The following is a 26814-nucleotide window of genomic DNA, read 5'->3' on the forward strand; positions in this document are numbered from 1 at the left end:
CGACCTTCATATGCTAATCCAACTCAAAGAACTCTACTCCCTGCTAACCGCCGAGCAGCACAAGAAACTCATGCGACTGCAGATCTTGGTAGTGGTGATGTCCTTAGCCGAGATTGCCGGAGTGGTTTCCATCGGTCCCTTCATGGCGCTGGTGGGCGACATGAGCCAGCTTCAGGGCGAAGGGATAATGGCTGAGCTCTACCGCGCCAGCGGCTTCAACGAACCGCGCACCTTCCTGTTCTGGCTGGGCATCGGTGTATTGGTCGTGCTCACCAGCGCGGCGCTGATCTCGATGTTCACCATATGGCGGCTCTCCATGTATGGCTCGCGGGTCGGGGCAGAGCTCGCCAGTCGGCTCTATGCCCACTACATGCACCAGCCCTGGCTGTTTCACGCCAGCGGCAGCAGCAGCCAGTTGACCAACCAGATCGCTCAGGAGTGCGGCCGTATCACGAACAGCATCATCCAACCGTTGATGCAGATGAATGCCAAGCTGGTGCTGGCGACGCTGATGGCGATCACCATTTTCCTCTACAACCCTCTGGTGGCGGTGATCGGGTTAGTCATCTTCTCCTTTGCCTATGCCCTGCTGTTTCGCACCGTGCGCCGCCGTTTGATGCGTAACGGCAAGACCATCTCTGAGGCCCAGCGGCTGCGCTTCAAGCTGATGGGCGAGGGCTTCGGCGGCATCAAGGATTCCCTGCTGCTAGGCCGCCAGCAGGTGTTCACTGAACGCTTTGACAGAGCCAGCCTGCGCTTCGCCGAAGCCCAGGGCACCAATACCGCTATGAGCCAGGCGCCGCGTTATGCCATGGAGCTGATCGCCTTCGGGAGCGTGATCTTCCTGATCCTCTACCTGCTGGCCGCGCACGAGGGGAACCTGGGTACCATCCTGCCGGTGCTTTCGGTGTATGCCCTGGCCGGCTTCAAGCTGTTGCCTGCCTTCCAGCAGGTCTATACCAGCCTCTCCCAGATACGCGGCAACCTTGCCGCCTTCGATGCCCTGCGTGACGACCTCTACGCCAGCAGCTGTCAGCCTATTCGTCAAGCGCTTACCAAGCAGGAGCGCACAGAACAGCATCTGGTACCTATGCACAGCATCCAGTTGGCGGATATCACTTTCGCCTATCCCGGCAAGCATGAACCGGCATTGAATGGCCTGAACCTGGAGATCCCCGCGAACCAGGTCATCGGCCTGGTGGGGGCCTCCGGCTCCGGCAAGTCCACGGCCATCGATCTGCTGCTGGGTCTAATCGAGCCGCAGCAGGGGCAAGTCTTGGTTGACGGCCAGCCGCTGACCGACGAGAACCGCCGTCCCTGGCAGAACAGCCTGGGCTTTGTGCCCCAGACCATCTTTCTGGCCGACAGCTCGATACGCGAGAACATCGCCTTTGGCCTGCCGCCCGAGCTGATCGATGACGATAAGGTGCGTCATGCGGCCAGCATGGCGCACCTGGATGAGTTGCTTGCCGAGTTGCCCGATGGCCTGGAAACCCGCGTGGGCGAGCGCGGCGTGCAGCTTTCCGGCGGGCAGCGCCAGCGCATCGGCATCGCCCGGGCGCTTTACCACGATGCCGACGTACTGGTGCTAGACGAAGCCACCAGCGCCCTGGATGGCATCACCGAGAAACTGATCATGGATGCCATTCATGACTTCTCCGGCAAGAAAACCATCATCATGATCGCCCACCGCCTGGCTACGGTGAAGCAGTGCGACAGCATCTACCTGCTGGCCGACGGCCAGGTGATAGACCACGGCAGCTATGTAGAGCTCTCCGAGCGCAACACCATCTTCAAGCGCATGGCGGAACATGCGTAACAGTAATCGATAGGGAATCCCTCGATGTTCAATGATGCATCCATCCTGGTCACCGGCGGCACCGGATCCTTTGGCCACACCTTCATCCCCATGCTGCTGGAGCGTTACAATCCCAGACGCGTGATCATCTTTTCTCGCGACGAGATGAAGCAATGGGAGATGGCCAAGAAGTTTGAAGGTGACCCCCGCGTACGATTCTTCATCGGTGACGTGCGCGACCGCGAGCGGGTCTACCGGGCCTTGGATGGCGTCGACTATGTGGTGCATGCGGCGGCCACCAAGATCGTGCCCACCGCCGAGTACAACCCCTTCGAATGCGTCAAGACCAACGTGCAGGGCGCCATGAACCTGATTGACGCCTGCATCGACAAGGGCGTGAAGAAAGTGGTGGCGCTCTCTACCGACAAGGCCAGCAGCCCCATTAACCTGTATGGCGCCACCAAGCTCACCTCCGACAAGCTGTTCGTGGCCGGCAACTCCTATGCCGGCGGCCACGAGACCCGCTTTTCGGTTGTCCGCTACGGCAACGTCATGGGCTCGCGTGGTTCAGTGATCCCGTTCTTTATGTCGATCCGTGACAAGGGCGTGCTGCCCATCACCGATGAACGCATGACCCGTTTCATGATCAGCCTGGAGCAGGGCGTGGAGCTGGTCTGGCACGCCTTCGAGGACATGGAAGGCGGCGAGATCTACGTGAAGAAGATCCCCTCGATGAAGGTGACCGACCTGGCCCGGGTCATCGCCCCCGAGGCCAGGCAAGAGGTGGTAGGCATTCGCCCCGGCGAGAAGCTGCACGAGCAGATGATCGGCGCCGAAGACGCCTACTACACCTACGAGTACCCCGAGCACTACAAGATTCTGCCGGCCATCAACAGCTGGGATAAGGACGCCAACCGCATCAAGGATGGCAAGAAGGTGCCGGAAGGTTTCGTCTACGCCAGCGACAACAACGCCGAGTGGATGTCGGATGCCGAGCTCAAGGCCTGGATAGACGCCAACTGGGAAAAGATCGGAGCCATCTGATGATTCCCTACGGACGCCAGGATATTCAGCAGGCCGATATCGACGCCGTGCTGGAGGTACTGCAGTCGGACTTCCTGACCCAGGGGCCGATGGTGCCCCGCTTCGAGAAAGCAGTGGCGGCCAAGGTCGGTGCGCACCATGCGCTGGCGGTCAACAGCGCCACCTCGGCCCTACATATCGCCTGCCTGGCCCTGGGCCTGGGGGAGGGCGACTGGCTGTGGACCTCTCCGATCACTTTCGTCGCCTCCGCCAACTGCGGCCGCTACTGCGGCGCCCAAGTCGACTTCGTCGATATCGACCCGCGCACCTATAACCTCTGCCCCGAAGCGCTGGCGACCAAGCTCGAGCGCGCCGAAGCGGAAGGGCGCCTGCCCAAGGTAGTGGTGGCGGTGCACCTCTGCGGCCAGCCCTGCGACATGCAGGCGATTCACGCCCTTGGCCAGCGTTACGGCTTCCGCATCATCGAGGACGCCTCCCACGCCATCGGCGGCAAGTACCAGGGCGACTACATCGGCAGCGGGTGCTACAGCGATATCACCGTGTTCAGCTTCCATCCGGTGAAGATCATCACCACCGCCGAAGGCGGCATGGCGCTGACCAACGACGCCGACCTGGCAAGCCGCATGGAGCTGCTGCGTAGCCACGGCGTCACCCGCGACCCGGCGCTGATGACCCATGAGGCCGATGGCCCTTGGTACTACCAGCAGATTGACCTGGGTTACAACTACCGCATGACCGAGTTGCAGGCCGCGCTGGGGCTCTCCCAGCTGGAGCGCCTGGACGACTACGTGGCACGGCGCAATGCCCTAGCCACGCGCTACGATGCCGCCCTGGCCGAGCTGCCCGTTACCACGCCTTGGCAGCATCCGGATGGCGTTTCCGGCCGTCACCTCTACGTCATCCGCCTCCAGTGTGACCGGCTCACCCCGACCCACCGCCAGGTGTTCGAGCGCCTGCGCGAGCAGGGCATCGGCGTGAACCTGCACTACATCCCGGTGCACACCCAGCCCTACTACCGGGAGCTCGGCTTTACGACGGGTGACTTCCCCTCCGCGGAAGCCTACTACGCCGAGGCGATCAGCCTGCCGATGTACCCCACTATGAGTGAGGCTCAGCAGGATGCTGTTATCGTTAGCTTAGGGAAAATTCTGGATAATCAATGAAAAACTTTGTCATCGTCAGCACCTACCCTGAACAGGGGTCAAAAAACATTGGCGACCAGCTTATAACAACATGCCTAAAAAATCTTGTGTCGGATCTGATTCCTGATGCTGGATTTAGTGTTATCTGGAGGGCTGACTCCTGGGATAATGTAAAGAGTACTGTTCTGGGCGCCGACCATGTGTTTTTTGCTTGTCTTGCCCTGCGCCCCAATATGCACAAGAATGAGTACCCGTACTTAGGTGAGTTGGTTGATGCTGGCATTCCATTTTCTGTTATTGCCGCAGGTACAGATCTTCCTGTTGATAAGGATGCTGATATCTATGCTGGGTTCAGTGACGATAGTATAAGATTGCTTAAAAAAGTGAATGACAGGGCAGCTGTTTTTACTACTAGGGGGGGGGTGAGTCAAGAGTTTTGTCTCAGGATTGGGCTGGAAAAAGTCATTTTTAGTGGTGATGTGGCATTTTATGATCAATCTCTGAGTGAGGTGAAGTTCGAAAAAGGTGTTGAGTGCAAGAAGATCGTTGTATCTGATCCGCACCGTGCGTCTTGCTACATTAAGCCATTCAAGACTCTGTTAGATGGTCTTCGTGACTTGTTTCCGGAGGCTGAGGTGGTAGTTGCTCAGCATGGAGTGAATAAGGTTATAGATGATTTTTGTTATGAGAACTCGATAAAAACAGAAAAGATTTATGAAGACAGGTATGGTGGCCTGAAGGTTTATGATGAAGCAGATCTTCATGTTGGTTTTCGTGTTCATGCCCATGTCTCCGCGCTGAAAAGAAGAAAATATTCATATTTGCTCGAGCAAGATGGCCGGGGTTGTGATTATGGATCGACTCTGGAGAGAAAGATAAGTGTTTCAAACTTTATCTTTCCAAAGAACCTGGCTAAAAATTATAAAAATTTAGCAAGGCTTTTGCTCGGACGCCCTTTGAATTATGTAGCCCTAGCCTCTGTTTCACCTGTACATCAGCTCTTGGCAATTATTCGGCATGACAGTGAAGACGAATTTCGTAAGTTTGCCGGACTGGAGGATCAGATATTGAAGTTTAACCGTTTAAATCAAGGTGCTATTGAGAAAGCCTTAGGCATAACTGAAAGCTCTGGCATCGTTTGAAATGAGAATATGTGTCATCCCCGCCCGAGGCGGCAGCAAGCGCATTCCGCGCAAGAACATCCGCGAGTTTGCCGGCAAGCCGATGATCGCCTGGTCGATCGAGGCAGCGCTGGCCAGCGGCTGCTTTGCTCGGGTGATCGTCTCCACCGACGATGACGAGATTGCCGCCGTGGCCGAGGCACATGGCGCCGAGGTGCCGTTTCGCCGCCCGGCGGCACTTTCCGATGACCATACCGGTACCATCCCGGTCATTGCTCACGCCATCGACTGGCTGGGCGAGCAGGGCGAGGCGCCTGATGCGGTCTGCTGCCTCTACGCTACGGCGCCGTTCGTGCAGGCCGAGGACCTGCAGACCGGATTTGGCGCCCTGCAGGCAAGCCGTGACGTCGACTACGCCTTCTCGGTGACCAGCTACGCCTTCCCCATTCAGCGCGCGCTGCGCCTGACCCCGGAAGGGCGCGTGGCCATGTTCCAGCCCGAGCACTTCCACACCCGCTCCCAGGACCTGGAGGAGGCCTGGCACGATGCCGGCCAGTTCTACTGGGGCCGTGCCGCCGCCTGGCGCCAGGGCACGCCGATCTTCAGCGAGCATGCCGTGCCGGTGAAGCTGCCGCGCCACCGCGTCCAGGATATCGACACGGCGGAAGACTGGCAGCGCGCCGAATGGTTGTTCCAGGCCTGGCAGGCCCAGCAGCAGGGCGGCGGGGCATGAGCGAAGCGCCGATTCTCTCGGGCCTACAAGGGCAGATTATCGCCTTCCGCGCCGACGCCTCCCTGGAAATTGGCAGTGGCCATGTGATGCGCTGCCTGACCCTCGCCGATACCCTCCAAGCCCATGGTGCCGAGTGCCACTTCCTCTGTCGGGAACATGCAGGGCACCTGTGTGAATTGATCGAGACCCGTGGCTTTTCCGTTCATCGATTGCCGAAAGAACAGGCTACTGATGGCAACGACACCGAGCCCAGCGTGGGGCCTGAACTCGCGCATGCCCATTGGCTGGGGGTGAGCTGGGAACAGGATGCGGCGGCCTGTCTGCCGATCCTGGCTGCGCTATCTCCCACCTGGCTGGTGGCAGATCATTACGCCCTGGATCAGCGCTGGGAGACAGCGGTGATCCGCAAGCTTTCCGATGCAGTGCCGCGCTTACTGGTGATCGACGACCTGGCAGACCGACCCCATATCGCCGATGTACTGCTGGATCAGAACCTCGGCCGCAAGGCTGAGGGCTATCGTGGTTTGGTGCCTGACACTTGCCGAGTGCTGGTCGGTCCACGCTATGCCTTGTTGCGCCCGGAGTTCGCCGAGTGGCGCGAGGCCAGCTTACAACGACGTACCCGCCAGCCTCGTCTGCAACGCCTGCTGATCAACCTCGGCGGCGTGGACAAGGACAACATCACCGGCCGGGTGCTCGAGGCACTGGCCTCCTGTGACCTGCCGGATGACCTTAGGATCAGCGTGGTGATGGGCGCCACCGCACCCTGGCGAGAAGTAGTGAGCGCCCAGGCACGAGCGATGCCCTGGTCCACTGAAGTGGTGGTCAACGTCACGGATATGGCCAGACGCATGGCCGAGGCCGACCTCGCTATCGGGGCCGCCGGGAGTACCTCCTGGGAGCGGTGCTGCCTGGGGCTGCCCACCTTGATGGTGGTAATGGCCGATAATCAGCGCGTGATTGCCGGTGCCCTAGCCGAAAAGGGGGCAGCGTTATCGTTGGGGTTAGCTGAACTTGAGTCATCGCTGATGGCACAGCTGATGGCTGTGACTGGTCTTGATACCCTAGTAAAGGTAAGCCAGCAAGCCGCCGACCTGGTAGATGGACAAGGCACGGCTCACGTGCTGGCAGAGCTTCAGCGCGTTGGCTACCGTCGTCTGCGGCCCATGCAGGAACATGATCTCGAAGTTGTACTGGCCTGGCGCAATCATCCCGACGTACGCCGTCACATGTATACCCAGCGCTTGATTACTTTGGATGAGCATCGGGTCTGGTTCGAGCGCGCGAGCCAGACACCTCTGCGCCATCTACTGATCTACGAGCAGAACGGTGAGCCGTTGGGTTTCGTAAACCTTACAGTGGTAGATAGCACGGCAGGGCGCGCCGAGTGGGGCTTCTATCTCGCCCCTGAAGCACCATGCGGCAGCGGGCAAGGACTGGGCCAGAGTACGCTGACCTATGCCTTCAAGACCCTTGGCCTGCACAAGCTATGTGGTGAAGTTCTCGCCGACAATCAGCGTTCTCAGCGCTTCCATGCGCGTCTCGGGTTTCATCGCGAAGCGACTCTCCGAGATCATTTTCATGACGGTACCACCTATCACGACGTCATCGGTTTCGGTCTGCTGGCCGACGAATGGCGCGACTCACAAGGAGCCGATACCCCATGACATCGCCCTGGATCGAGATTGACGGCCGCCGCATCGGCGACGGCCATTCGCCATATATTATTGCCGAGTTGTCGGCCAACCATAACGGCAAGCTGGAAACGGCCATGCGCATCATTGACGAGGCCGCCAAGGCCGGTGCCGATGCCGTCAAGCTGCAGACCTATCGACCCGACACCATCACGCTGGATTGCGATAGCGAAGAATTCAAGATAAAGGGGGGGCTCTGGGACGGGCGCACCCTCTACGAGCTTTATGAAGAGGCGCATATGCCCTGGGAGTGGCACAAGCCGCTCTTCGAGCATGCGAAAAAACTTGGCATCACCATCTTCAGCTCGCCCTTCGACACCACCGCGGTCGACCTGCTCGAAGAGCTCGGCGCTCCGGCCTACAAGATTGCTTCGTTTGAAGCGGTCGACCTGCCGCTGATCGAGTACGTGGCCCGAACCGGCAAGCCGATGATCATCTCCACCGGCATGGCCGACGCCGAGGAGATCCAGGAAGCCATCGACGCCGCCCGCGGCGCCGGCTGCGAGCAGCTGGCGATCCTCCACTGCGTCAGCGGCTACCCGGCCCCGCCGGAGGACTACAACCTGCGTACCATCCCCGACATGGTCGAACGCTTCGGGCTGGTCACCGGCCTTTCCGACCACACCATCGACAACACCACCGCCATCACCAGCGTCGCGCTGGGGGCCAGCCTGATTGAGAAGCACTTCACTTTGGACCGCAACGGCGGCGGCCCAGACGATAGCTTCTCCCTGGAACCTGCCGAGCTCGCCGCCCTGTGCCGCGACGCGAAGACTGCCTGGCAGGCTCTCGGCCAGGTCGACTACGGCCGCAAGTCCAGCGAGCAGGGCAATGTGCAGTTCCGGCGCTCGCTCTACTTCGTCAAGGACCTAAAGGCGGGGGGCGTGATTACCGAGGATGCCGTGAGGAGTGTCAGGCCGGGGTATGGGTTGGCGCCGAAATGGATGGGTGCCGTACTTGGGCGGCGCGTTAAGACCGACGTGGCTGAAAATTCGCCTGTAACAGAGAGAGTTCTGGGCTCTGTGGACAGTTCAACTTGATATGGCGCCCATGAACCATGACAAAAAACGCACACTTTTGCTTGTGCGAACACCACTACAAGCTTGGCTGGCCGATAAGATTATTGAGCAAGTTGGTCCTCTGTCCATTGATCTTGTCTATTTCACATACCACGATTCGACAAAAGACCGTTTTTACTTCTCTCTCCTAACCCCGAGATCGAGGCGGTCGTTATATTTGAATGTCCGGAGGAGAAATCGTGAAGCGATTCATCATGCTTACATTTACTTGATGAAATTTTTTGGGCGAGGTTTTTGTGGTTATGATCAAGTGCTATTGGCAAGTTTTGATAATTACCTGTTCAGGATGCTCGCTCGTCGGAATCGGCATGCGAAGCTGATTACGTTTGACGATGGCACTGCCAATATTTATCCTCATAGCTCGTACCATGATTATACACCAAGTCGACTCACTTGGCTGTATGATTTAATATTTGGTGCTGGTTCTAAGGAGCAGTTTAAGGAAGATATTAATAAACATTATACAATATATGAGGGGTTTAATAATATTGTTGAAGGCGATAAGCTTAAGGTGTTGTGTCCTTGGGAAAATGATGTTTTCGGGTGGTCTGGTGGGACGCCTGTAAAGTTTTTTATAGGTCAGCCTTTCGATGAGGTTGTGGCAACTGGTGGCTTGCACGAAGACGATCTTCTTCAGCTAGAAAATCTAGTCAGTGAGCAAGGTATAGACTATTATTTGCAGCATCCGAGGGAAACTCGTAATTTGAATGTGGGAGGGGTTTTAGTTGGTGACGCGGAAAAGATTTCCGAGGAAGTTATTGCCGAGTTATGTGGCGGGAGGAAGGCTATCGTTTATGCCTGGTTTTCAACAGTATTGTTCAATCTTCCTGATGGCCGAGTGAGAAAGGTTTATCTTTCTATAGGTGATTCATACCAAGAGAAGGTGCGATCTGAAATGTGTAAAAGGGCTGGCTGCGAGGTTTGGAGAGTCAATAGTGCCTCCTGATCATTCCGTGGGTAAATATACGATTGCCATCGTTTTGCCAGACCTTCGTGGCGGTGGCGCAGAGCGCGTCAACATTGATCTTGCTCACGAATTTGCTCGCGACGGCTACAACGTCGAGTTCGTTCTGATGCAAGCAAATGGAGAGCTGCTTCAAGAGGCTAAGAGATCGTTCCCCGTCGTTGACCTTGATTGCCATCGCTCCCGTGTGCTGCCGCTCGCTCTTGCTCGCTATCTACGCCAGCGCAGCCCTGACGCACTGATAGCGGCCATGTGGCCACTGACGGTGATTGCGCCAGTCGCTGCGAGGCTATCGCGCCATCGTTGCAGGGTATTAGTGTCAGAGCATGGTATGTTGTCTGGAGAATATGGGGATTGGGGGCGACTGCACCGCACTTTTCTACGTGCTTCTACAGCTGTGGGGTATAGGCTTGCTCAGCAAAGGATAGGAGTTTCTTCCGGTCTTGTTCGCGATATGGCTAGCTTGGCTGGAATGTCAACGGCTGATTTTCAGGTGATCCACAACCCGGTGCCGCCGAGGCCAGAACCCAGCGTCGAAGCCATAGAGGCGGCAGAGGCATTGTGGTCTACTCCTGCCGGCGGTCGCATTCTCACCGTGGGTACGATGAAAGCTGTTAAGAATCACCCACTTTTACTTAGGGCTTTCGCCAAGCTGGAACGTCAGGATGCGCGATTGATGTTCGTAGGGGATGGCCAGGGACGCGCTGCGTTGCTGTCGCTTGCCCGCGAGCTGGGCATCGAGAACCGGGTGATTCTTGCCGGTTTTCATTCAGACCCTACGCCTTTCTATCAAACGGCAGATCTCTTTGCGCTCTCGTCGAATTACGAAGGCTTTGGCAATGTAATCGTCGAGGCGATGGCCTGTGGCACCCCCGTAGTCTCTACCGACTGCCCTTCGGGCCCCGCCGAAATCCTCGATCAGGGCCGCTATGGTCGCCTGGTGCCGGTGGGCGATGTGAATGCCATGACCACCGCGTTTTCGGCCGCGTTAGACGAGCCCACTGATACAGAACGCCTACGGGCCCGCGCCGCTGATTTTCACCCAACTAGGGCCGCCAAGGCCTATCTCAATCAACTAAATATCTGATGACTAAGTGCCTATTTAAAATTAATCGCGCATTCAGTGCCATAGCCATCGAGTAGCCGGTGTACCTCATCACAGAGGTTATCAAACGAAAGATACGCACTCAGCGGCAGCCATGCATACTTCATCTGCCGCCACAGAATCTCAATCAGATTCAGCTCCGGCGAGTAAGCCGATAAGTAGACCAGATGAACACGATGCGACATCCACTCGAGTATTTTCCGCCTGAAGGCCTTGGAGCGATGCATGCTGGCATTGTCGAGCACCACCACGGCGAAGGTGTCGGGGTCTTTCTGGGCTACAAAATGGTCAAACGCGTCGATGACCGTATCGGTGGTCACGGACTCGGTGGCGGTGTGATAGATCAGCTTCCCTGCCAGGGAAAATGCATGAAAAACCGCTCTACGACGGGCTTCGTAGCGCTTTACCAGTAGGAGCTTATGTGGTCATCTAGCAGCTTTTGCTCATGGATGATCCGATGCTGACACCGTCTCTTATGCACCATTTATCGATTGTTCCCGACTTCCGCCAGGCGTGGAAAGTGCAGCATCAGTTGTCAGACATCTTGTTCCTGACCGTCTGTGCGGTGATCTGTGGTGCTGAAGGTTGGGACGAGATAGAGGATTTTGGCCACGCAAAGCTTGATTTTCTGCGACAGTACGGCGATTTTGAAGCTGGTGTCCCAAGCCACGACACCTTGGCCAGGGTGATGGCTCTGGTCAATGCCGAGCAGCTGCAATGTGCGTTCGCCGAGTGGATGAAGGCCTGCCATGACGTGAGTGAGGGCGCAGTGGTGGCCATCGATGGCAAGACGTTGCGCGGCTCGTATTGCCGTGGCAAGAACAAGGGTGCCATCCACATGGTCAGTGCCTTCAGCGCGGCCAATGGCGTTGTGCTGGGGCAGGTCAAGACGGCACAAAAATCCAACGAGATTACGGCGATTCCTGAGCTCCTAAAGCTGCTCAATCTGCAAGGCTGCCTGGTAACGATCGATGCCATGGGTTGCCAGAAAAAGATCGCCACTCAGGTCCTACAGAAGGGTGCTGATTATCTGTTGTCAGTGAAGGGAAATCAGCCGGCCTTGGCTGACGCCTTCGAAAGAGCGTTCCCCATAGCTAAGGTGGCGAATTTTGAGGGGGATGCCTATGTCACAGATGAGAAGAACCGAGGCCGGCAAGAGACGCGCTATCACATCGTGAGTGAGCTTTCCGAGGAATTTCAGGAGCTTAGCTATGAATGGCCAGGCCTAAAAACGGTGGGAGTGGTGATGAGCTTCCGCCAAGAGGGTGATGAAGCCCCTGAGGAGCCGATGATCCGCTACTACATCAGCTCAGCTGATCTCAGCGCTAAAAAGCTCGCCGAGGCGGCTCGGCAGCACTGGCATATTGAGGCAAAGCTTCACTGGTCCTTGGACGTGGCACTGCGTGAGGATGCCTGCAAAATCCACCGCGGACAGGCGGCAGAAAATCTCGCCAGGGTCCGGCATATCGCGCTGAATTACCTGAAAGGGGAGAAGTCTTTCAAGGGCGGAATCCGGCGAAAACAGAAGAAAGCGGCGCTGGATGAGACGTATCTTGCCGACATTCTCGCGGTGTAGGATTTTTCATGCGTTTTCCCTGATCCGTGCCCGAGATCCTCGCATCGATAGTACACGAAAATATTAGATCAAGCACTTATGCATGGTTTTGTGTGGCGTAAGATAAAAAGCAGCTACAACCGCTTTATTTAAAGAACGTTTAACAATTGAGGCCCCATTATGTGCGGACTGACAGGTTTTCTGGATTTTTCACTCATAGAGCCGAGTAAACGCCATGCACGTATCCAGATGATGACTGATAGTCTCCTGCATCGAGGACCAGATGACTATGGTATTTGGCTGGATGATAGGATTGCGCTGGGGCATCGTCGGTTAGCAGTTTTGGACCTTAGTGAAGCAGGTAAGCAGCCGATGAACTCAGCCTGCGATCGTTTTGTCATTGCTTTTAATGGTGAGGTTTACAATCATCTCGACCTGCGATTAGCTTTGGAGAATGAAAAAGCTTCACCGGTGTGGCGGGGTAATTCGGATACTGAAACCTTAATTGCTGCTATAGCATGTTGGGGGTTAGATAAGGCCCTAAGTAAAGCTGTTGGCATGTTTGCGTTAGCTTTGTGGGATCGCAAAAATAACTGTCTTTTTCTCGCACGTGATAGAATGGGTGAAAAGCCTCTTTATTGGGGCTGGGCTGGGCGGGCACTGGTTTTTGGATCAGAGCTAAAATCATTAAGAAAGCATCCTGATTTCCCAATGAAGATTTGTCGGGAGGCCACTTTACAATATCTGCGATTCTGCTATGTGCCTGCGCCTCGTAGTATTCATCCTGGGGTTTTTAAATTGGAACCAGGCTGTATATTGGAAGTAAAAGGTTCTTTTCCTATTGAGCCGCCTCATCAGCCTTTGCGTCCGGGCCAGCGGATAGGGAATTTAACCATTCGCCGATACTGGTCGCTTAATGAAACGATTAAGTATGGTGCAAATAATCCGATAAATGACGAAGAGTGCGCTACTTCCCAGCTTGATGTTGCCCTTAATAAGGCTGTTGAGCGGCAATCGATATCTGATGTACCCTTAGGTGCTTTTCTTTCTGGTGGGATAGATAGTTCCTTAGTAGTTGCACTTATGCAAAGCCAAACAGCGCAGCCCGTGCAAACATTCACAGTAGGGTTTGATGAATCTGGTTTTGATGAATCCCCTCATGCTAAAGCAGTGGCTCGTCATCTCGGTACAAATCACACTGAGTTATCTGTTACAGACTATGAGGCCCGCGATATTATTCCGGAGCTTCCCGATCTATATGATGAACCATTCGCTGATTCGTCTCAGATCCCTATGCATATTGTGTGTCGCGCTGCAAAAAAAGAGGTGACTGTTGCAATTTCAGGTGATGGGGGAGATGAACTGTTTGGAGGGTATAATCGCTATTTTTGGGGGCCAAAAATTTGGAGTCGTTTAGATTCCATTCCCTTTCCTGTGAGGAAGGTAATGGGAGCAACAATAAAAGCTCTACCTGTGGCCGGGTGGGATGCTATAGGACGTTTTCATAATTTCGTTCGGTCTGACTCTTCAAGTGTTTTACGGGCTGGAGACAAAGCGCACCGTTTAGCTGAAAGGCTGTGCGGAGTACGAGGCATGGACGATTTGTATCGCAGCCTGATTAGTGAGTGGGATAATCCAGGAAAGCTTATATCTGGAACGGTGGAACCACTTTCACAGCTAGATGATCCACTGCCTTCAGTGCTTGATAAAGATCCCACAGCCAGAATGATGGTCCAAGATATTCGGACCTATCTGCCTGATGACATACTATGTAAAGTGGATAGAGCCGCCATGGGTGTCAGTTTGGAAACCAGGGTGCCAATGCTTGACCCTGAGGTGGTGGCTCTATCCGCACGGTTGCCGATGAATATGAAAATTCGCGACGGTAAAGGGAAGTGGGCACTACGTCAAATCTTATACCGACACGTTCCTCAATCTATTATAGAGCGACCAAAGGCCGGATTCGGTATTCCCGTGGGAGTTTGGCTCAGAGGCCCGCTTCGCGAATGGGCTGAGGACCTTCTTTCTGAAAAAAAACTTTCCGCTGAAGGGTTGCTAAATCCCGAACCAATTCGTCGCGCATGGGCTGAGCACTTATCTGAAAGACGTGACTGGACATACAGGCTGTGGAATGTTTTGATGTTGCAGACTTGGAGAGAAAGAGTTTTTGGGTTGTGATAAATTTTGTTTTTAAATTTTATTATTTTTTATGTATTTCCTGCTGCAAGCAAAACAATTGTTTAAATGTTTCTTCAAACACTCCTGTGTGTTTGCTCTTAGCAGCGCTTGAAGAACCAGGAAAAGGTATGGGCCGGTAGGCCCGTGGCAGCAACTTTCAATCACTAAAGGCCGCCGGGGCCTACCTCAACCTATTAGGACTCTGATGAGCCATACGCTATATCTGACCCGCAACGGACTGCTGGAGCCCCTTGGCCAGAGCCAAGTGTTTGCCTATCTGCGCGGGCTGTCGCGTGATCACACGATCACCCTGATCACCTATGAAAAGCCCGATGACTGGGCCGATAGTGCTCGAGTGGCGCGCGCCCGCGCCGCCTGCGAGGCTCATGGTATTCGCTGGCTGCCGCAGCGCTTTCGGAAGCGGCCGCGGATCATCTCTCCTGCACTCAGCATGTTGCGCATGGCTTGGCTGGTGTGGCGAGAGGTGCGCGGCGGGCGTGCGGAGCTGATTCACGCTCGCTCCTACATTCCCGCAGCGGTGGCGCTGGCGGTGCATCGGCTGACGGGTGTGCCGTTTATCTTCGATATGCGCGCCCTGTGGCCTGAGGAACTGATCACGGCGGGGCGTCTGCGGCGTGGCTCACTGCTGCACAAGGCCATCGCTTGGGTCGAGCGTGCCTGCCTGGCGCGGGGTGCGGCGGTGGTATCGCTGACTCATGCGGCGGTGGCGCATCTGCACCACACCTACCCCCAAGAGTTTAACGGCCAGCGCATTGCGGTGATTCCTACCTGTGCGGATCTCGAGCGCTTTACGCCTGCCTCGGACCGCCCCGAGGGCCCGCGGGTACATGGTTGTATCGGTACAGTGCTCTCCGGCTGGTTTCGCACTGATTGGCTGGCCAGCTGGCTGGCTGTTGCCGCCAAGCGCGATGCCTCTGCGCGGTTCGAGATCGTCACCCGCGACGATGCCGAGCAGGTTCGCCAGGCCCTCGACCCCGAACGCCGGGTTGGCGAGCGGCTCACCATCGGCCCACGGGCACCGGAAGAGATGCCGGAAGCGGTGCGGGGGCATGATCTCTCGATCATGTTCTACGCCGGCGGTGAAGTCTCTGAGCTTGGTCGCTCCCCCACGCGCATGGCCGAGGTGCTGGGCTGTGGCCTTCCGGTGGTCGCCAATGTGGGCGTCGGGGATGTGGCAGCGATCATCAACGAATGGCGCGTCGGCGTGCTGGTTGAAGGGCCGGAGCCGGCGCAGATCGGCGCGGCCCTCGACGCCCTGGATGATCTGAGTCAAGACCCCGAGTTGCCGGATCGTTGCCGCAGGGCGGCAGAGGCGATCTTTTCACTGGATGCCGGCACCGAGGCCTATCGTGCGCTGTACGCCAAGATTTTGACTGAGCAACATGCCGACCCCGTCTCGATTGCCTGAACGGTTCATTGATCGAACCCTTTTCCATTGGATGGCTATTTGAACGTCGCGCTTCTCTCCAAATACTCTCGCCTGGGGGCCAGCAGTCGGCTGCGCTCGCTGCAGTTCCTCCCCTCCCTGCGCCAGGCCGGCATTCATGTCACCCCGAACGCCCTGTTCGATGACGCCTACCTTAAACGCCTCTACGGCGGGCGAGGCCGTTCCCAGAGCGATGTGCTTGGCTGCTATGCACAGCGGGCGTCACAGCTACTCCGTCTCAAGCAGGTCGACCTGATTTGGTTGGAGTACGAGGCGCTGCCCTATGTACCCTATTGGCTGGAGCGCGGGCTGATGCCGCGCGGGGTGCCCTATGTGGTGGATTATGACGATGCGGTGTTTCATCACTACGACCTGGCCTCACGGCGATTAGTGCGTGCGCTGCTGGGCCGAAAAATCGACCAGGTGATGGCCAATGCCGCGGCGGTGATCTGCGGCAACGGCTATCTGGCCGAGCGGGCGCGAGAAGCCGGTGCGAAGCGTATCGAGCTTGTGCCTACCGTGGTCGATGCTAACCGCTATTCGGTCGGCGAGCATGTGACCACCGAGGCGGGCAGGGCGCCGGTGATCGGCTGGATCGGCTCGCCGTCCACCCAAAACTATGTGTTGGAGCTCAAGCCAGTGTTAAAGGAGCTGCATCGTGAGCATGGCGCATGCCTGATGCTGGTGGGGGCACGGCCCGAGCTTGCGGCGCAGTTCGGTGAGCTGCCGGTGGAGGTGCTGCCCTGGTCTGAAGAGAGCGAGGCCGAGGCTATCGCCGGCTTTGACATCGGCATCATGCCCTTGTTGGATGGCCCCTGGGAACGAGGCAAGTGCGGCTACAAGCTGATCCAGTATATGGCCGCCGGCAAACCGGTCGTGGCCTCCGCGGTGGGCGTCAATGTCGAGATCGTCGAGGGTTGGCAGTGTGGCGAACTCGCCGATGGGGCGCCCGCATGGCGCCGGGCCCTGGGGGGGCTGCTGAGTGATCCGACTCGCCGTATGGCATTGGGTCAGCGGGGGCGCGAGGCCGTGGAACAGCACTATTCGCTGCAGGCTCAAGCACCGCGCCTGGCTGAGATTTTGTATCGCGCGGCCAGGGAGGGCTGATATATGTGTGGACTCACGGGTTTCCTGGACCCTGCAGGCACCTCTGAACAGGCTGCTTACCATGCCATTGGCCGGATGACGTCGGCTATCACCCACCGCGGCCCGGATAGCGAGGGTCACTGGGCCGAGGAAGGTGCAGGGCTGGTACTGGGGCATCGGCGGCTTTCCATCCTCGATCTCTCCCCAGCGGGGCATCAGCCCATGCACTCGGCCTGCGGGCGTTACGTGATCGCCTTCAATGGCGAGATTTATAATCATCTGGATGTCAGGTGCGAGGTTCGAGGGGCGAGGCGCGAGGAAGTCCGTTGGCGAGGACATTCGGATACCGAAACGCTGCTGGCGGCGTTTACGGCCTGGGGCGTGGAAGAGACGTTAAAACGCTGCGTGGGGATGTTTGCCATCGCGCTATGGGATCGCCAGAAGCGCACGCTGACTCTTGCGAGGGATCGCTTCGGCGAAAAGCCGCTCTATTATGGGTTCGCTCAGGGCTTGGGTTCCGCTCAAGGGCACAGCAATGAAGACGGTTCGGTAACGGGCCGTGGCCCTCTGCTGTTCGGCTCCGAGTTGAAGAGCCTGATGGCTCACCCCGAGTGGCAGGGCACGTTGGCCAATGAGGCGTTGGAGGACTATCTGCGCTTCGGCTGTGTGGGCGGCGAGGCCAGCATATTCCAGGGCGTGGCGAAGTTGCCGCCGGGTTCTCTGGTGACGATCACCCAGGCCGATGTGCAGGCCGGGCGGCTGCCGGCCCCGGTGCACTGGTGGTCGGCGGAGCAGGCGGCGAGGGAGGCCATGGCGGAGCAGCCATTGGATTCACCGCAAACGGCTATCACTGCAGTGGAAGAGGCGCTAGGTGATTCCGTGCGCAACCGCATGCTTGCCGATGTACCGCTAGGTGCCTTTCTCTCTGGCGGAGTCGATAGCTCCTTGATCGTGGCGCTGATGCAGAGCCAAGCCGAGCGCCCGGTGCGTACCTTCTCGGTGGGCTTCGATGATGCCCGTTACGATGAATCCAGCCATGCCGAGGCGGTGGCCAGGCATCTTGGCACCGAGCACCTGACGCTTCAGGCCACCTCCCGGATGGCGCTGGACCTGGTGCCGAGCCTGCCCGATCTCTATGACGAACCCTTCGCCGACTCATCTCAGCTGCCTACCGCGCTGGTATCCAAGCTGACCCGCAAGCACGTGACGGTGGCGCTTTCCGGCGATGCCGGCGATGAGCTGTTCGGCGGCTACAACCGCCACCTCTGGGTGCCACGCATCTGGCACAAGATCAGGCGCCTGCCGCTGCCCGCGCGTCGCGCCCTGGCCGCTACTCTCAAGACCATTCCAGCTCACCGCTACGATACCTTGATGCGTCACGGTGGCCGGCTGCTTCCCAAGCGCCTGCGGATGCGCACCTTCGGTGAGAAACTGCACAAGCTGGCCGCGGTGCTGGAGAGCTCGAGCGAAAGAGCGCTGTTCGCCGGGGTCGCCTCGATGAACCGAGAGCCCGACACCCTGCTGGCAGGGCAGGGTAGTGGGAAGCCCCCGGAAGCACTGTTCCCGGCGCTTGCGAAGTTCGATAGCGTGGAGTGGATGCTGCTGATGGATACGCTGCACTATATGGTCGACGACGTGCTGGTGAAGGTGGATCGCGCCAGCATGGCCAGCAGCCTGGAGGTGCGGGTCCCCTTCCTCGACCCCGAGGTGTTCCATGCCGCCTGGCGCATCCCCAGCGCGCTGCACCTGAAGGAGGGGCAGGGCAAGTGGGTGCTGCGCCAGCTGCTCTTCCGCCATGTGCCCCGGGAGCTGATCGAGCGCCCCAAGATGGGCTTCGCCATCCCGCTGGACGCCTGGCTGCGCGGCCCCCTGCGCGACTGGGCCGAGGAGCTGCTCTCCACCGCCAGCCTGGCCGAGCTGCCGATGCTGGATGCCGGGGTGGTACGCCGGCTATGGCAGGCCCACCTCAAGGGCCAGGGCCACCACGCCCAGCAGCTGTGGGCGGTGCTGCAGCTGCTCGCCTGGCAGCGGCGGTGGGGTTGACCAGGGGCGAGGAACGAGGGGCAAGGTACGAGGAGTCATGTGGAAAAGGGCAAGCATATTGCCGGTACAATGCCCCCTGCCCTTATCCGTCAATCGAGCCCATAACGTGGTGCTAGTGGGCCGAGATTACGCCCATCTGTCACCTAGAGCCTATAAAGTCGAGTTTTCATGCTCCCCTACTGGATCCTGTTTCTAATTCCTGCCGCCGGGGTGCTTTCCCAGCGGCGGATGACGCCTGCCTCCCGCCCGGCGATGTGGTGGCTGGTGGGCGCGCTGTTCGCCCTGGCCATCGGCCTGCGCCACCAGGTGGGGGGCGACTGGGGGGCCTATATCGGCTACCTGGAGCGCGCCGCGCTGATGACGCTGCCCGAGGTGCTGCTCCACGGCGACCCGGGCTACTACCTGCTCAACTGGCTGGTGGCGAAGCTGGGCGGCAACATCTACTGGGTCAACCTGGGCTGCGGCGCGGTGGTGATGACCGGGCTGGTGGCCTTCCTGCGTCGCCAGCCGCTGCCCTGGCTGGGGTTGCTGGTGGCGGTGCCCTACCTGATCGTGGTGGTGGCCATGGGCTACTCGCGCCAGGCGGTGGCGCTGGGCTTCGCGCTGCTGGGGCTGGTGGCGCTGGGCGACAACCGCATGCGCGCCTTCGTCATCTGGGTGTTGATCGGCGCCGCCTTCCACAAGAGCGCGGTGCTGCTGCTGCCGGTGGCGGGGCTGGCTGCGAGCCACAGCCGTGTGCTCTCGCTGTTCTGGGCGGGGGCGGCCTCGCTGATCGGCGGCTACCTATTCCTGTTCGACTCGGTCGATGCGCTGTGGGCCAACTACGTGGAGGCGGACTACCACTCCCAGGGCGGGCTGATCCGCGTGCTGATGAACGCCGTGCCCGCGGGGCTCTACCTGGCCTTCCACAAGCGGCTGCCGCTGGGTGATGCCGAGCGCCGGCTATGGTGGTGGATGTCGGTATTTGCCATCGCCTGTATCCCGCTGGTGATGATGTCCTCCACCGCCACGGACCGGGTGGCGCTCTACCTGATCCCGCTGCAGATCTTCGTGTTCACCCGCCTGCACCAGGTCACCCAGGATCGCCTGCTGCGCGCCTATATCGTGCTGGGGATCGTGGGCTACTACGCCCTGGTGCAGACGGTGTGGCTGTTCTTTGCCAGCCATGCGCACGCTTGGTTGCCATACCAGCTGGCTGGCCTTGCTACCGCATGACAAAGGGAGTTGCCAATGAGACTGTTGAAGATGATCGCGCTGGGGGGGGGTATCACTGCGGTGGTTTTCTCTGGTTACCTCTGGTTTACCCAGGTAGATAACGCTGTTACCCCCGCGGATGAACGGGCGATTGCCGAGGCGCTGGGGTCGAGTTTCGATACGCCAAATGCGGACGATATGTACTTCGAAGACCAGGTAGCCTTCATTCGCCGGGTGCAGGATGCTGTGCTTGGCGAGGTACCCGTAAATGCCGGAATCCCCCATGGCCAGCCGCGAGAGCCAGATGACCTGTTGGCGCGCGGAATGGGGCTGTGCTTCGATCGCAGCCGCTTCATCGAGAAGGCCTTGCGGCATCATGGTTTCGAGACCCGCCATATTGCGATCTACTCTACGGAGGAGACAGGGTCGGCGCTGGTTTCCTTGCTGACGCCGCAGATCAGCTCGCATGCCGTCACCGAGGTCAAGACCTCCCGCGGTTGGTTGGTCGTCGATTCCAACGAGCGCTGGCTCTCTCTCGACAAGGGCTATCAGCCTGTTTCGATAGAGCAGCTCTCGGAGATGGAACGGAAGGAGAGACAGGCGCAGTTACTCCATCAGCCTGATATCGCAATCTATGCGGACGAGTTCACGTTCGTGTATGGCTTGTATTCTCGTCATGGCATGTTCTACCCGCCCTACGATAGGGTGCCGGATATTCATGTGCCAGAGTTTGCGATGAATCTTGCCCGGCTATTGCCGTAAATTGAGCCGCCTGCTGTTTGGTGACTTAGGTTGATCCCATGGCGATACAGCGGCGTGACGGCGCTTTGCTCGATGTCGATGAACAGGCCGGATGAAGCCACCGGAAAGCTGGCCAGCCAGAGGATGATCAGGATGGCGAGGCCCAAGGGCCGTGTGAGTCGGCGTGACATGGGGCGATCTCCGCGCGGTTTCCTCTGAGTGTAGCTGCGCCCCCGGGGGCACGCCCCTGGGGTCAGGCCCTTAAATGGACTTAGGCAAAAGGCGGGGAAGGTTGTTGATCATTATGCAGTGGCGCATAATCAACAAAATCTTGTAGGAATTGCGCCACCATGATCCGTACACTGCAGTTCAGCAACTTCTACTCGTTCCGCGATGATGCCGAGGTGTCGTTCGAAGTGGGTCGCCAACCGGCGGCTTCACAGTACGACCTGGCCTATGCCGATGGCGCGCGTGGCAACAAGGTGCTGGCGGTGGTGGGGGCCAACGGCTCCGGCAAGACCCAGCTGCTCAAGCCCCTGGCGTTTCTGAGCTGGTTCGTGGCCGACTCCTTTCTGAGTTCAGAGCCGAAGGCGCGTATCCCGTTTCGCCCGCATGCGCTGAGTCCGGAGGTGCCGACCTGCTTTGAGCTGACCTTCGACCTGGACGGCGAGCAGTACCGTTACCGCCTCGAACTCGACCAGCAGCAGGTGCTGCATGAGTCGCTGCATCTCAAGACTAGCCGGCTGTTCAGCTACCTGTTCGTTCGCGAGCGTGAAGCCGACGGTTACAGGGTCAAGCAGAAGGGATTCGGTTTTCGCAACAGTCAGGCCAGGCAGGTGCGCGGTAATGTGTCGCTACTGGCGGCGGCGCATATGCATGATGTGCCGCTGGCATCGGCGATGGTGGAGTACTTCCGCGGCTTCTCGTACAACCTGCAGGTGACGGGGCGTGCCCACTATGATCACATGCGCCTGCTGAACAGTGCCCTGTTCTTTCAGGACAATCCTGCCCTGCATCGCCGGGCGAGCGAGTTGTTATGCCGCCTGGATCTGGGGCTTGAAGATGTAGAGCTCGAGGAGGTGGAAATCAGCGGCAGCGGTGAGCTCGATATCAAGGAGCCGCTCTATATGCCGATGGGGGTGCACCGCTCCGCTGATGACACCTTCCGCCTGCCTTTCCTGGATGAGTCCAGCGGTACCCAGTCCGCCTATGTGCTGCTGCACCGGATTCTCCCCGTGTTGGAGCAGGGCGGTATAGCCGTGATCGATGAGCTCGACAATGACTTGCACCCCCATATGCTGGAGGCATTCCTCGATCTGTTCCGCTTCGAGCATTCCAACCCCCATCAGGCTCAGCTGATCTTCTCCTGCCATACCGCCGAGGTCTTCAACCTGCTCGCCAAGCATCAGGTCTATCTGGTCGAGAAGCGCGACCTTGAGAGCGAAGCATGGCGCCTGGATGACATGGTGGGACTGCGCGCCGACGACAATCTCTACGCCAAGTACCAGTCCGGTGCCCTTGGCGCAGTACCCGAGATCCGAGCCTGAGGTTGAAGTGACAGAATGGCAAGGCAACGCAAACGCCGCGATCTGAGAGTCAAGCAGAGTACCTTGCTGGTGGTCGGCGAGGGTGCCCATGAGCGTGCTTTCCTGGAACATATGAAGCAGCTCTATGATCGGCGTGACAACCAGCAGCGCCTGACGGTCAAGGCGGCAGATGGTGGCTCGCCTGGTGATGTGCTGCGAGTTGTTCGCAAGCGCTACCAACACATCGACTACGATCGCCGCGTCATCTTGCTCGACGCCGATGTCCCTATTCCTCGCCAGGTCGAGGATGATGCAAGGCGGTTGGATATCGTGCTACTCCTGTCGCAGCCCATCTGCTTGGAAGGCATGTTGTTGGATGTCTTGGGTCAGCGTGCACCCGGCACCGCCAAGGCATGCAAGTCGTGCCTTCACCCCCAGTTAACCGGCCCGCCCACCGAGAGGTCCAGCTACGCTGGCTTGTTCCCCAAGGCGGTGCTGGATGACACCACCAAGCCTGCGATCGTCGAGCTGCGCCGCATGATGCGTCACTGATGGGCATTGTTATCCGACCAGTCTTGGGAGAAACCGCTTCACTCATTCACCGTCTTCTTGTGCGATGGGCCATGTGACGAACTGCTTGTCTGACCAGCTGCCCCAGCGACTGGTGCGGTGGGTGATGCCTCCCATCAGGCTGAAGCTTCGAGATGCTTCAGGTGGCGCCGGAGGCTGCCAGTTTATGGTTCGGCTGCTCTCGGCTTGCATATAGGGTCCTGTCATCGAGTAGAGAATTAGCTCCAAGCGGGGAAGCAGCCCCAGACTTGCCTCAACTTTTGAGTCCATCCGTAGACGTGGGTAGGAGAATTCCATACCGCTCTGAGAAGGCGGTGAGGCCCAATCCCAGTTGTCATCTTTCAGCGTCAAGATGCCTGTTGCTTCGTGGAGTGATATAAGCGGATCCCCGAGGGCTAGCTCGCCTGAGGTCATTAGACGAAAGCCAAGTTTGCCCTTCACTTCGAGCATCAGTGGTAGCCAACCCACCATATGAAAAGTTGGCCCGTAGCTTCGATGCCAGAGTGGGACTACCTCTTCGATGTTATCGCCAATGGTCAACTGCAGCTGGCTAGCCTGGCAGACATAGCTCTCCAGTTGTGCTGACTTTAGTGCGCCCCCCTGGAACTCCCAGCTATGCTCAAGAGCAAGTGTGCCCACGTAGCGGGCCTCGACTTCGGCAATGGCTGTCAGAGCAAAGGTGGTATGTAGGTCTGCTGTTAGGTCCCCGGGAAGACACTCGGGATCTTGAGTATCGGTAGCGAAGCTGGCATCTAACCAGCGCCATTCCGGATAGAATCGGCCTTCAGGAAATAGGCGCTCATCGGCGAAACCCTCGTCGGAAGAGGCGAAGTGGGCCGCGGCCGTAATGGAGAGCGAGCCGGACTCGATGATTTCCTTCAACTCAACATGTTCGAGCTCGAGCGACCAGCGACCTTCCTGAGAAGCGATCGTGACCACGCGGGCCATGAGGCCATGGCGATACAGCGGCAACGCTGGGTGAGGCGTGGAAGGGTGCCGATAATTGGTTGCCGCCACGAGCCGCCATCCCTCCCTTAGCGCTTCCAGTGCTTTGGGGCGTCTGGGGAATATCAACGTAAAGCGGTCTGCCAGTAGTGCTCTGCCATCCGGCTCGATGGCCTCGACGGCGGCAAAGACGTTAGCCGCAGACGCTGGCTTCAGGGCTAGCACACGCGGCTGGGGCGTGAGGTCGCGCTGCGCGATCTCGATCTGCAGGCTGCTCGCCGCCGCGGGTAAGGCGGCCAGCCAGAGGATGAGCAGGAGGGCGAGAGTCAGCCCCAGCACGTGCGTGCGTTGCATACGATGACCTCCATGCGACGTTCTTTTTAGCGTAGTCGCAGGTGGCATTCCCCGTGCCTGGCGGGACACCTTATCCTTTCACGACATTTCTGAACCAAGGTTCTCGGTCAGGATCGGCGAATCGCTCCCTTTCCATGGACCGGGTCACATTTCACGGGAGTCTCGATGCAGGACAAGGCCGTTGTGGTGTTGGTCTCCAACCTTTCCTGGTACCCCTATAACTTCCGACGCGGCACCATTCTGGCGCTGCGCGAGGCCGGAACCCGAACATGTATGACCTTTTGAAGACACTGGCGGCCCAGCTCGCGATGCCGCTGCCCATTACCCTGGGGCTGCTGCTGGTGGGCCTGCTGCTTTGCCTGTGGGGGTGGCGGCGCATGGGCATGGCGGCGGCGGCAGCTGGCCTGGGGCTGTTGTTGCTCGCCAGCTGGGGGCCGGTGGCGGAGCGCCTGCTGGCGCCGCTGGAGGCCGAGTATGCCCCGATGCCGGCGCTGGTCGCCGATGTCGAGGCGGTGGTGGTGCTGGGCGGCGGCTGGCAGCCGGAGGCGCCGCGCTCGATCACCGGCAAGCTGGGCGAGAGTTCCGCCATCCGGCTGATGGAGGGGGTGCGGCTGTGGCGCCAGCGCCCTGAGCTGCCCCTGGTGGTCACCGGGGCCAGCCGTGATCCGAGCCAGGCGCCGGTGGCCCGGGGCTATGCCCGAGCCGCCCGGGCGCTTGGCGTGCCGAGCTCCCGGCTGAGGGTGCTGGATACCCCGACGGATACCGGCCAGGAGGCGAGTGCGGTGCGTGAGGCACTCGGTGAGGGTGCCCGCGTGGTGCTGGTGACCTCCGCCTCGCACATGCCGCGGGCCATGGCGCATTTTCGTGCGGTGGGCCTGGCGCCGGTGGCGGCGCCGACCCATTACCTCGCCAATGGGGAGCCGGCGGAGAGTGTGGCCGATTGGGTGCCGTCCGCCAGCCACCTGCGCAAGACCGAGAGGGCCCTGTATGAGGCCATGGGCCGATGGGCCCTGAGGTTTGAAGGGCCTTAAAATTGGTTCATCGCAAGCTGGCGTGAATCCGTTTGGCAGTGAGTATTGGGAGGCCGGGCTCATTGTGGGAAGCCGGGGTTTATGGTGGGAGGCCGGCACGGCCGGGCGAATGGAGGCCAGAGGCCTCCCGGTAATGGCACAATACTGGGCAACACCACCAAGGCGCCTATCGGCGCCTTCGCCCGGGAAACCCGGCCTCCCACAGGGTGGCGCCATCGCCCAGGTAGAGGAACATCCCTCCCACCTACAGGTTTCACGTTAGTCTGCGATGAACCGACAAAATTAATCTCTTACATCGGAAATCAGATGCAAGACAAGGACGTTGTGGTGTTGGTCGCCAATACCTCCTGGTATCTCTATAACTTCCGCCGCGGCACCATCACGGCGCTGCGTGAGGCGGGGTATCGGGTAGTGGCGCTGGCGCCGCGGGATGATTATTCCGAGCAGTTGGTGTCAGAGCTCGGCATCGAGCATATGGCGCTGCCCATGGAGGGCAAGAGCACCCGGCTGGTGGGCGAGGGCAGGAGCCTGCTGGCGCTGGCCAATACGTTGCGGCGCCTGAAGCCCACCTTCGTGTTCAACTTCACGGTAAAGGCCAATATCTATTCGGGGCTGGCGTGTCGGGTGCTGGGGATTCCCTACGCCAATAATGTCTCGGGCCTTGGAACCGCCTTCCTCCACGATATCTGGCTGTTTCGCCGGGTGCGCTCACTGTATGGCGTTGCCAACCGCGGGGCGCGGCGGGTGTTCTTCCAGAATCAGGAGGACCACGACCTCTTCCAGTCCCATGGGCTGCTCAACCACACGCCGACCACGGTGCTGCCCGGCTCGGGCATGGATACCACCCGCTTCGCCTTTACGCCGCTACCTGAGACTGGGGTAGCGGGGGCACCCTTCACCTTTGTAATGATCGCCCGCTTGCTGGGCGACAAGGGGGTGCGCGAATACGTGCAGGCCGCGGAACAGGTACGCGCTCGATATCCCGAGACGCGCTTTATGCTGATTGGCCCCCACGGCGCCAGCAATCGCACGGCCATCACCGAAGCGGAAGTGCAGCAGTGGCAGGCCGTGGGGGTGATCGATTACCTGGGCGAACAGGCCGATGTACGCCCCTTTATCGAGCAGGCCCATATGCTGGTGCTGCCCTCCTACCGGGAGGGCATGCCGCGCACGGTGCTGGAGGCGGCGGCCATGGGCCGGCCGGCCATCGTCTCCGATGTGCCGGGTTGCCGGCATGCCATCGAACCGGGGGTGACCGGCTGGTTGTGCAAGGTGAAGAGTGCCGACTCCCTGGCAGAGCAGATGACCGCCTGCATCGTCATGCCCACCGAGCAGTTGCAGCAGGCCGGCACGGCGGCGCGCCAGCGCATCGAGGACGAGTTCGACGAGCGCATCGTGATCGAGGCGGCCATGGCCTGCCTGCAAGGCCCTGATAAGGGCGAGCCACACTAGCGCGAGGCGCTA

The 26814-nt window shown here is 59.0% G+C and carries 23 protein-coding genes; 20 read left to right on the forward strand and 3 right to left on the reverse strand.

Translation table 11 applies throughout. The annotated features are described in order from the left end of the window. Positions 1–10 precede the first annotated feature (10 nt). The 9 genes from GRB80_RS01785 to GRB80_RS01825 are packed head-to-tail and all read left to right on the forward strand — an operon-like array spanning position 11 to position 10662. Complete coding sequence (locus GRB80_RS01785; protein WP_161422342.1) at positions 11–1819, forward strand: ABC transporter ATP-binding protein; 1809 nt, start codon at positions 11–13, stop codon at positions 1817–1819. A gap of 24 nt (positions 1820–1843) precedes the next feature. Then, a complete protein-coding gene (gene pseB, locus GRB80_RS01790) occupies positions 1844–2842 on the forward strand; it encodes a UDP-N-acetylglucosamine 4,6-dehydratase (inverting) (RefSeq protein WP_161422343.1) in 999 nt (332 codons plus the stop codon). Continuing rightward, positions 2842–4005 (forward strand): UDP-4-amino-4,6-dideoxy-N-acetyl-beta-L-altrosamine transaminase, encoded by a 1164-nt coding sequence (gene pseC, locus GRB80_RS01795; protein WP_161422344.1) that lies wholly within the window; start codon positions 2842–2844, stop codon positions 4003–4005. The genes pseB and pseC overlap by 1 nt, the downstream gene beginning before the upstream one ends. Beyond that, on the forward strand, positions 4002–5126 hold the full coding sequence (locus GRB80_RS01800) for a polysaccharide pyruvyl transferase family protein (protein WP_161422345.1): 1125 nt from the start codon (positions 4002–4004) through the stop codon (positions 5124–5126). The genes pseC and GRB80_RS01800 overlap by 4 nt, the downstream gene beginning before the upstream one ends. Position 5127: 1 nt before the next feature. Next, complete coding sequence (gene pseF, locus GRB80_RS01805) at positions 5128–5838, forward strand: pseudaminic acid cytidylyltransferase (protein WP_161422346.1); 711 nt, start codon at positions 5128–5130, stop codon at positions 5836–5838. Further along, the gene (gene pseG / locus GRB80_RS01810; RefSeq protein ID WP_161422347.1) at positions 5835–7505 is read left to right on the forward strand and encodes a UDP-2,4-diacetamido-2,4,6-trideoxy-beta-L-altropyranose hydrolase; all 1671 of its coding nucleotides are present in this window, start codon (positions 5835–5837) and stop codon (positions 7503–7505) included. Before pseF ends, pseG begins: the two co-directional genes overlap by 4 nt. Next, positions 7502–8572, forward strand: a complete 1071-nt coding sequence (gene pseI / locus GRB80_RS01815) for a pseudaminic acid synthase (RefSeq protein WP_161422348.1) — start codon at positions 7502–7504, stop codon at positions 8570–8572. Before pseG ends, pseI begins: the two co-directional genes overlap by 4 nt. A gap of 10 nt (positions 8573–8582) precedes the next feature. Continuing rightward, complete coding sequence (locus GRB80_RS01820) at positions 8583–9557, forward strand: glycosyltransferase family 52 (RefSeq protein WP_161422349.1); 975 nt, start codon at positions 8583–8585, stop codon at positions 9555–9557. After that, positions 9547–10662 (forward strand): glycosyltransferase, encoded by a 1116-nt coding sequence (locus tag GRB80_RS01825; protein WP_202597148.1) that lies wholly within the window; start codon positions 9547–9549, stop codon positions 10660–10662. The genes GRB80_RS01820 and GRB80_RS01825 overlap by 11 nt, the downstream gene beginning before the upstream one ends. Positions 10663–10673: 11 nt before the next feature. Here the strand turns inward: GRB80_RS01825 and GRB80_RS01830 are convergent, their stop codons facing one another. Beyond that, complete coding sequence (locus GRB80_RS01830) at positions 10674–11090, reverse strand: transposase (protein ID WP_272922922.1); 417 nt, start codon at positions 11088–11090, stop codon at positions 10674–10676. Positions 11091–11137: 47 nt separating this feature from the next. Here GRB80_RS01830 and GRB80_RS01835 point away from each other — a divergent pair, with 47 nt between their 5' ends. The 7 genes from GRB80_RS01835 (at position 11138) to GRB80_RS01865 (ending at position 20945) form a co-directional block, all read left to right on the forward strand. Continuing rightward, a complete protein-coding gene (locus GRB80_RS01835) occupies positions 11138–12256 on the forward strand; it encodes an ISAs1 family transposase (RefSeq protein WP_161424204.1) in 1119 nt (372 codons plus the stop codon). 159 nt (positions 12257–12415) lie between these two features. Then, positions 12416–14413: an asparagine synthase (glutamine-hydrolyzing) gene (gene asnB / locus GRB80_RS01840; RefSeq protein WP_161422350.1), complete on the forward strand. Its 1998-nt coding sequence runs from the start codon at positions 12416–12418 to the stop codon at positions 14411–14413. A gap of 205 nt (positions 14414–14618) precedes the next feature. Beyond that, complete coding sequence (locus tag GRB80_RS01845) at positions 14619–15842, forward strand: glycosyltransferase (RefSeq protein WP_161422351.1); 1224 nt, start codon at positions 14619–14621, stop codon at positions 15840–15842. Between the two features lie 39 nt (positions 15843–15881). Further along, on the forward strand, positions 15882–16967 hold the full coding sequence (locus GRB80_RS01850) for a glycosyltransferase family 4 protein (protein WP_161422352.1): 1086 nt from the start codon (positions 15882–15884) through the stop codon (positions 16965–16967). Between the two features lie 3 nt (positions 16968–16970). Continuing rightward, entirely contained in the window at positions 16971–18989 is a 2019-nt protein-coding gene (asnB, locus tag GRB80_RS01855; RefSeq protein ID WP_161422353.1) for an asparagine synthase (glutamine-hydrolyzing), read from the forward strand. 168 nt (positions 18990–19157) lie between these two features. Beyond that, positions 19158–20204: an EpsG family protein gene (locus GRB80_RS01860; RefSeq protein WP_161422354.1), complete on the forward strand. Its 1047-nt coding sequence runs from the start codon at positions 19158–19160 to the stop codon at positions 20202–20204. Between the two features lie 15 nt (positions 20205–20219). Continuing rightward, positions 20220–20945 (forward strand): transglutaminase domain-containing protein, encoded by a 726-nt coding sequence (locus GRB80_RS01865; RefSeq protein WP_161422355.1) that lies wholly within the window; start codon positions 20220–20222, stop codon positions 20943–20945. On the opposite strand, the gene GRB80_RS01870 is transcribed toward GRB80_RS01865, so the two are convergent. Continuing rightward, positions 20900–21115: a hypothetical protein gene (locus GRB80_RS01870; protein ID WP_161422356.1), complete on the reverse strand. Its 216-nt coding sequence runs from the start codon at positions 21113–21115 to the stop codon at positions 20900–20902. The genes GRB80_RS01865 and GRB80_RS01870 overlap by 46 nt on opposite strands. Before the next feature lie 159 nt (positions 21116–21274). On the opposite strand from GRB80_RS01870, the gene GRB80_RS01875 reads away from it, so the two are divergent. Both GRB80_RS01875 and GRB80_RS01880 read left to right on the forward strand, forming a co-directional pair. Further along, positions 21275–22471: an AAA family ATPase gene (locus GRB80_RS01875; protein ID WP_161422357.1), complete on the forward strand. Its 1197-nt coding sequence runs from the start codon at positions 21275–21277 to the stop codon at positions 22469–22471. A gap of 63 nt (positions 22472–22534) precedes the next feature. After that, on the forward strand, positions 22535–23002 hold the full coding sequence (locus tag GRB80_RS01880; RefSeq protein WP_237561902.1) for a hypothetical protein: 468 nt from the start codon (positions 22535–22537) through the stop codon (positions 23000–23002). A gap of 42 nt (positions 23003–23044) precedes the next feature. Here the strand turns inward: GRB80_RS01880 and GRB80_RS01885 are convergent, their stop codons facing one another. Then, positions 23045–24319 carry a hypothetical protein gene (locus GRB80_RS01885; protein WP_161422359.1) on the reverse strand — a complete coding sequence of 425 codons (1275 nt, stop codon included), beginning with the start codon at positions 24317–24319 and terminating at the stop codon, positions 23045–23047. A 269-nt stretch (positions 24320–24588) separates the two neighbouring features. Here GRB80_RS01885 and GRB80_RS01890 point away from each other — a divergent pair, with 269 nt between their 5' ends. Both GRB80_RS01890 and GRB80_RS01895 read left to right on the forward strand, forming a co-directional pair. Next, complete coding sequence (locus GRB80_RS01890) at positions 24589–25350, forward strand: ElyC/SanA/YdcF family protein (protein WP_161422360.1); 762 nt, start codon at positions 24589–24591, stop codon at positions 25348–25350. Positions 25351–25656: 306 nt separating this feature from the next. Continuing rightward, positions 25657–26802: a glycosyltransferase family 4 protein gene (locus GRB80_RS01895; RefSeq protein ID WP_161422361.1), complete on the forward strand. Its 1146-nt coding sequence runs from the start codon at positions 25657–25659 to the stop codon at positions 26800–26802. Positions 26803–26814 lie beyond the last annotated feature (12 nt).

Origin of the sequence: Halomonas icarae (genome assembly GCF_009901955.1) — a bacterium.
GTDB lineage: Bacteria > Pseudomonadota > Gammaproteobacteria > Pseudomonadales > Halomonadaceae > Halomonas > Halomonas icarae.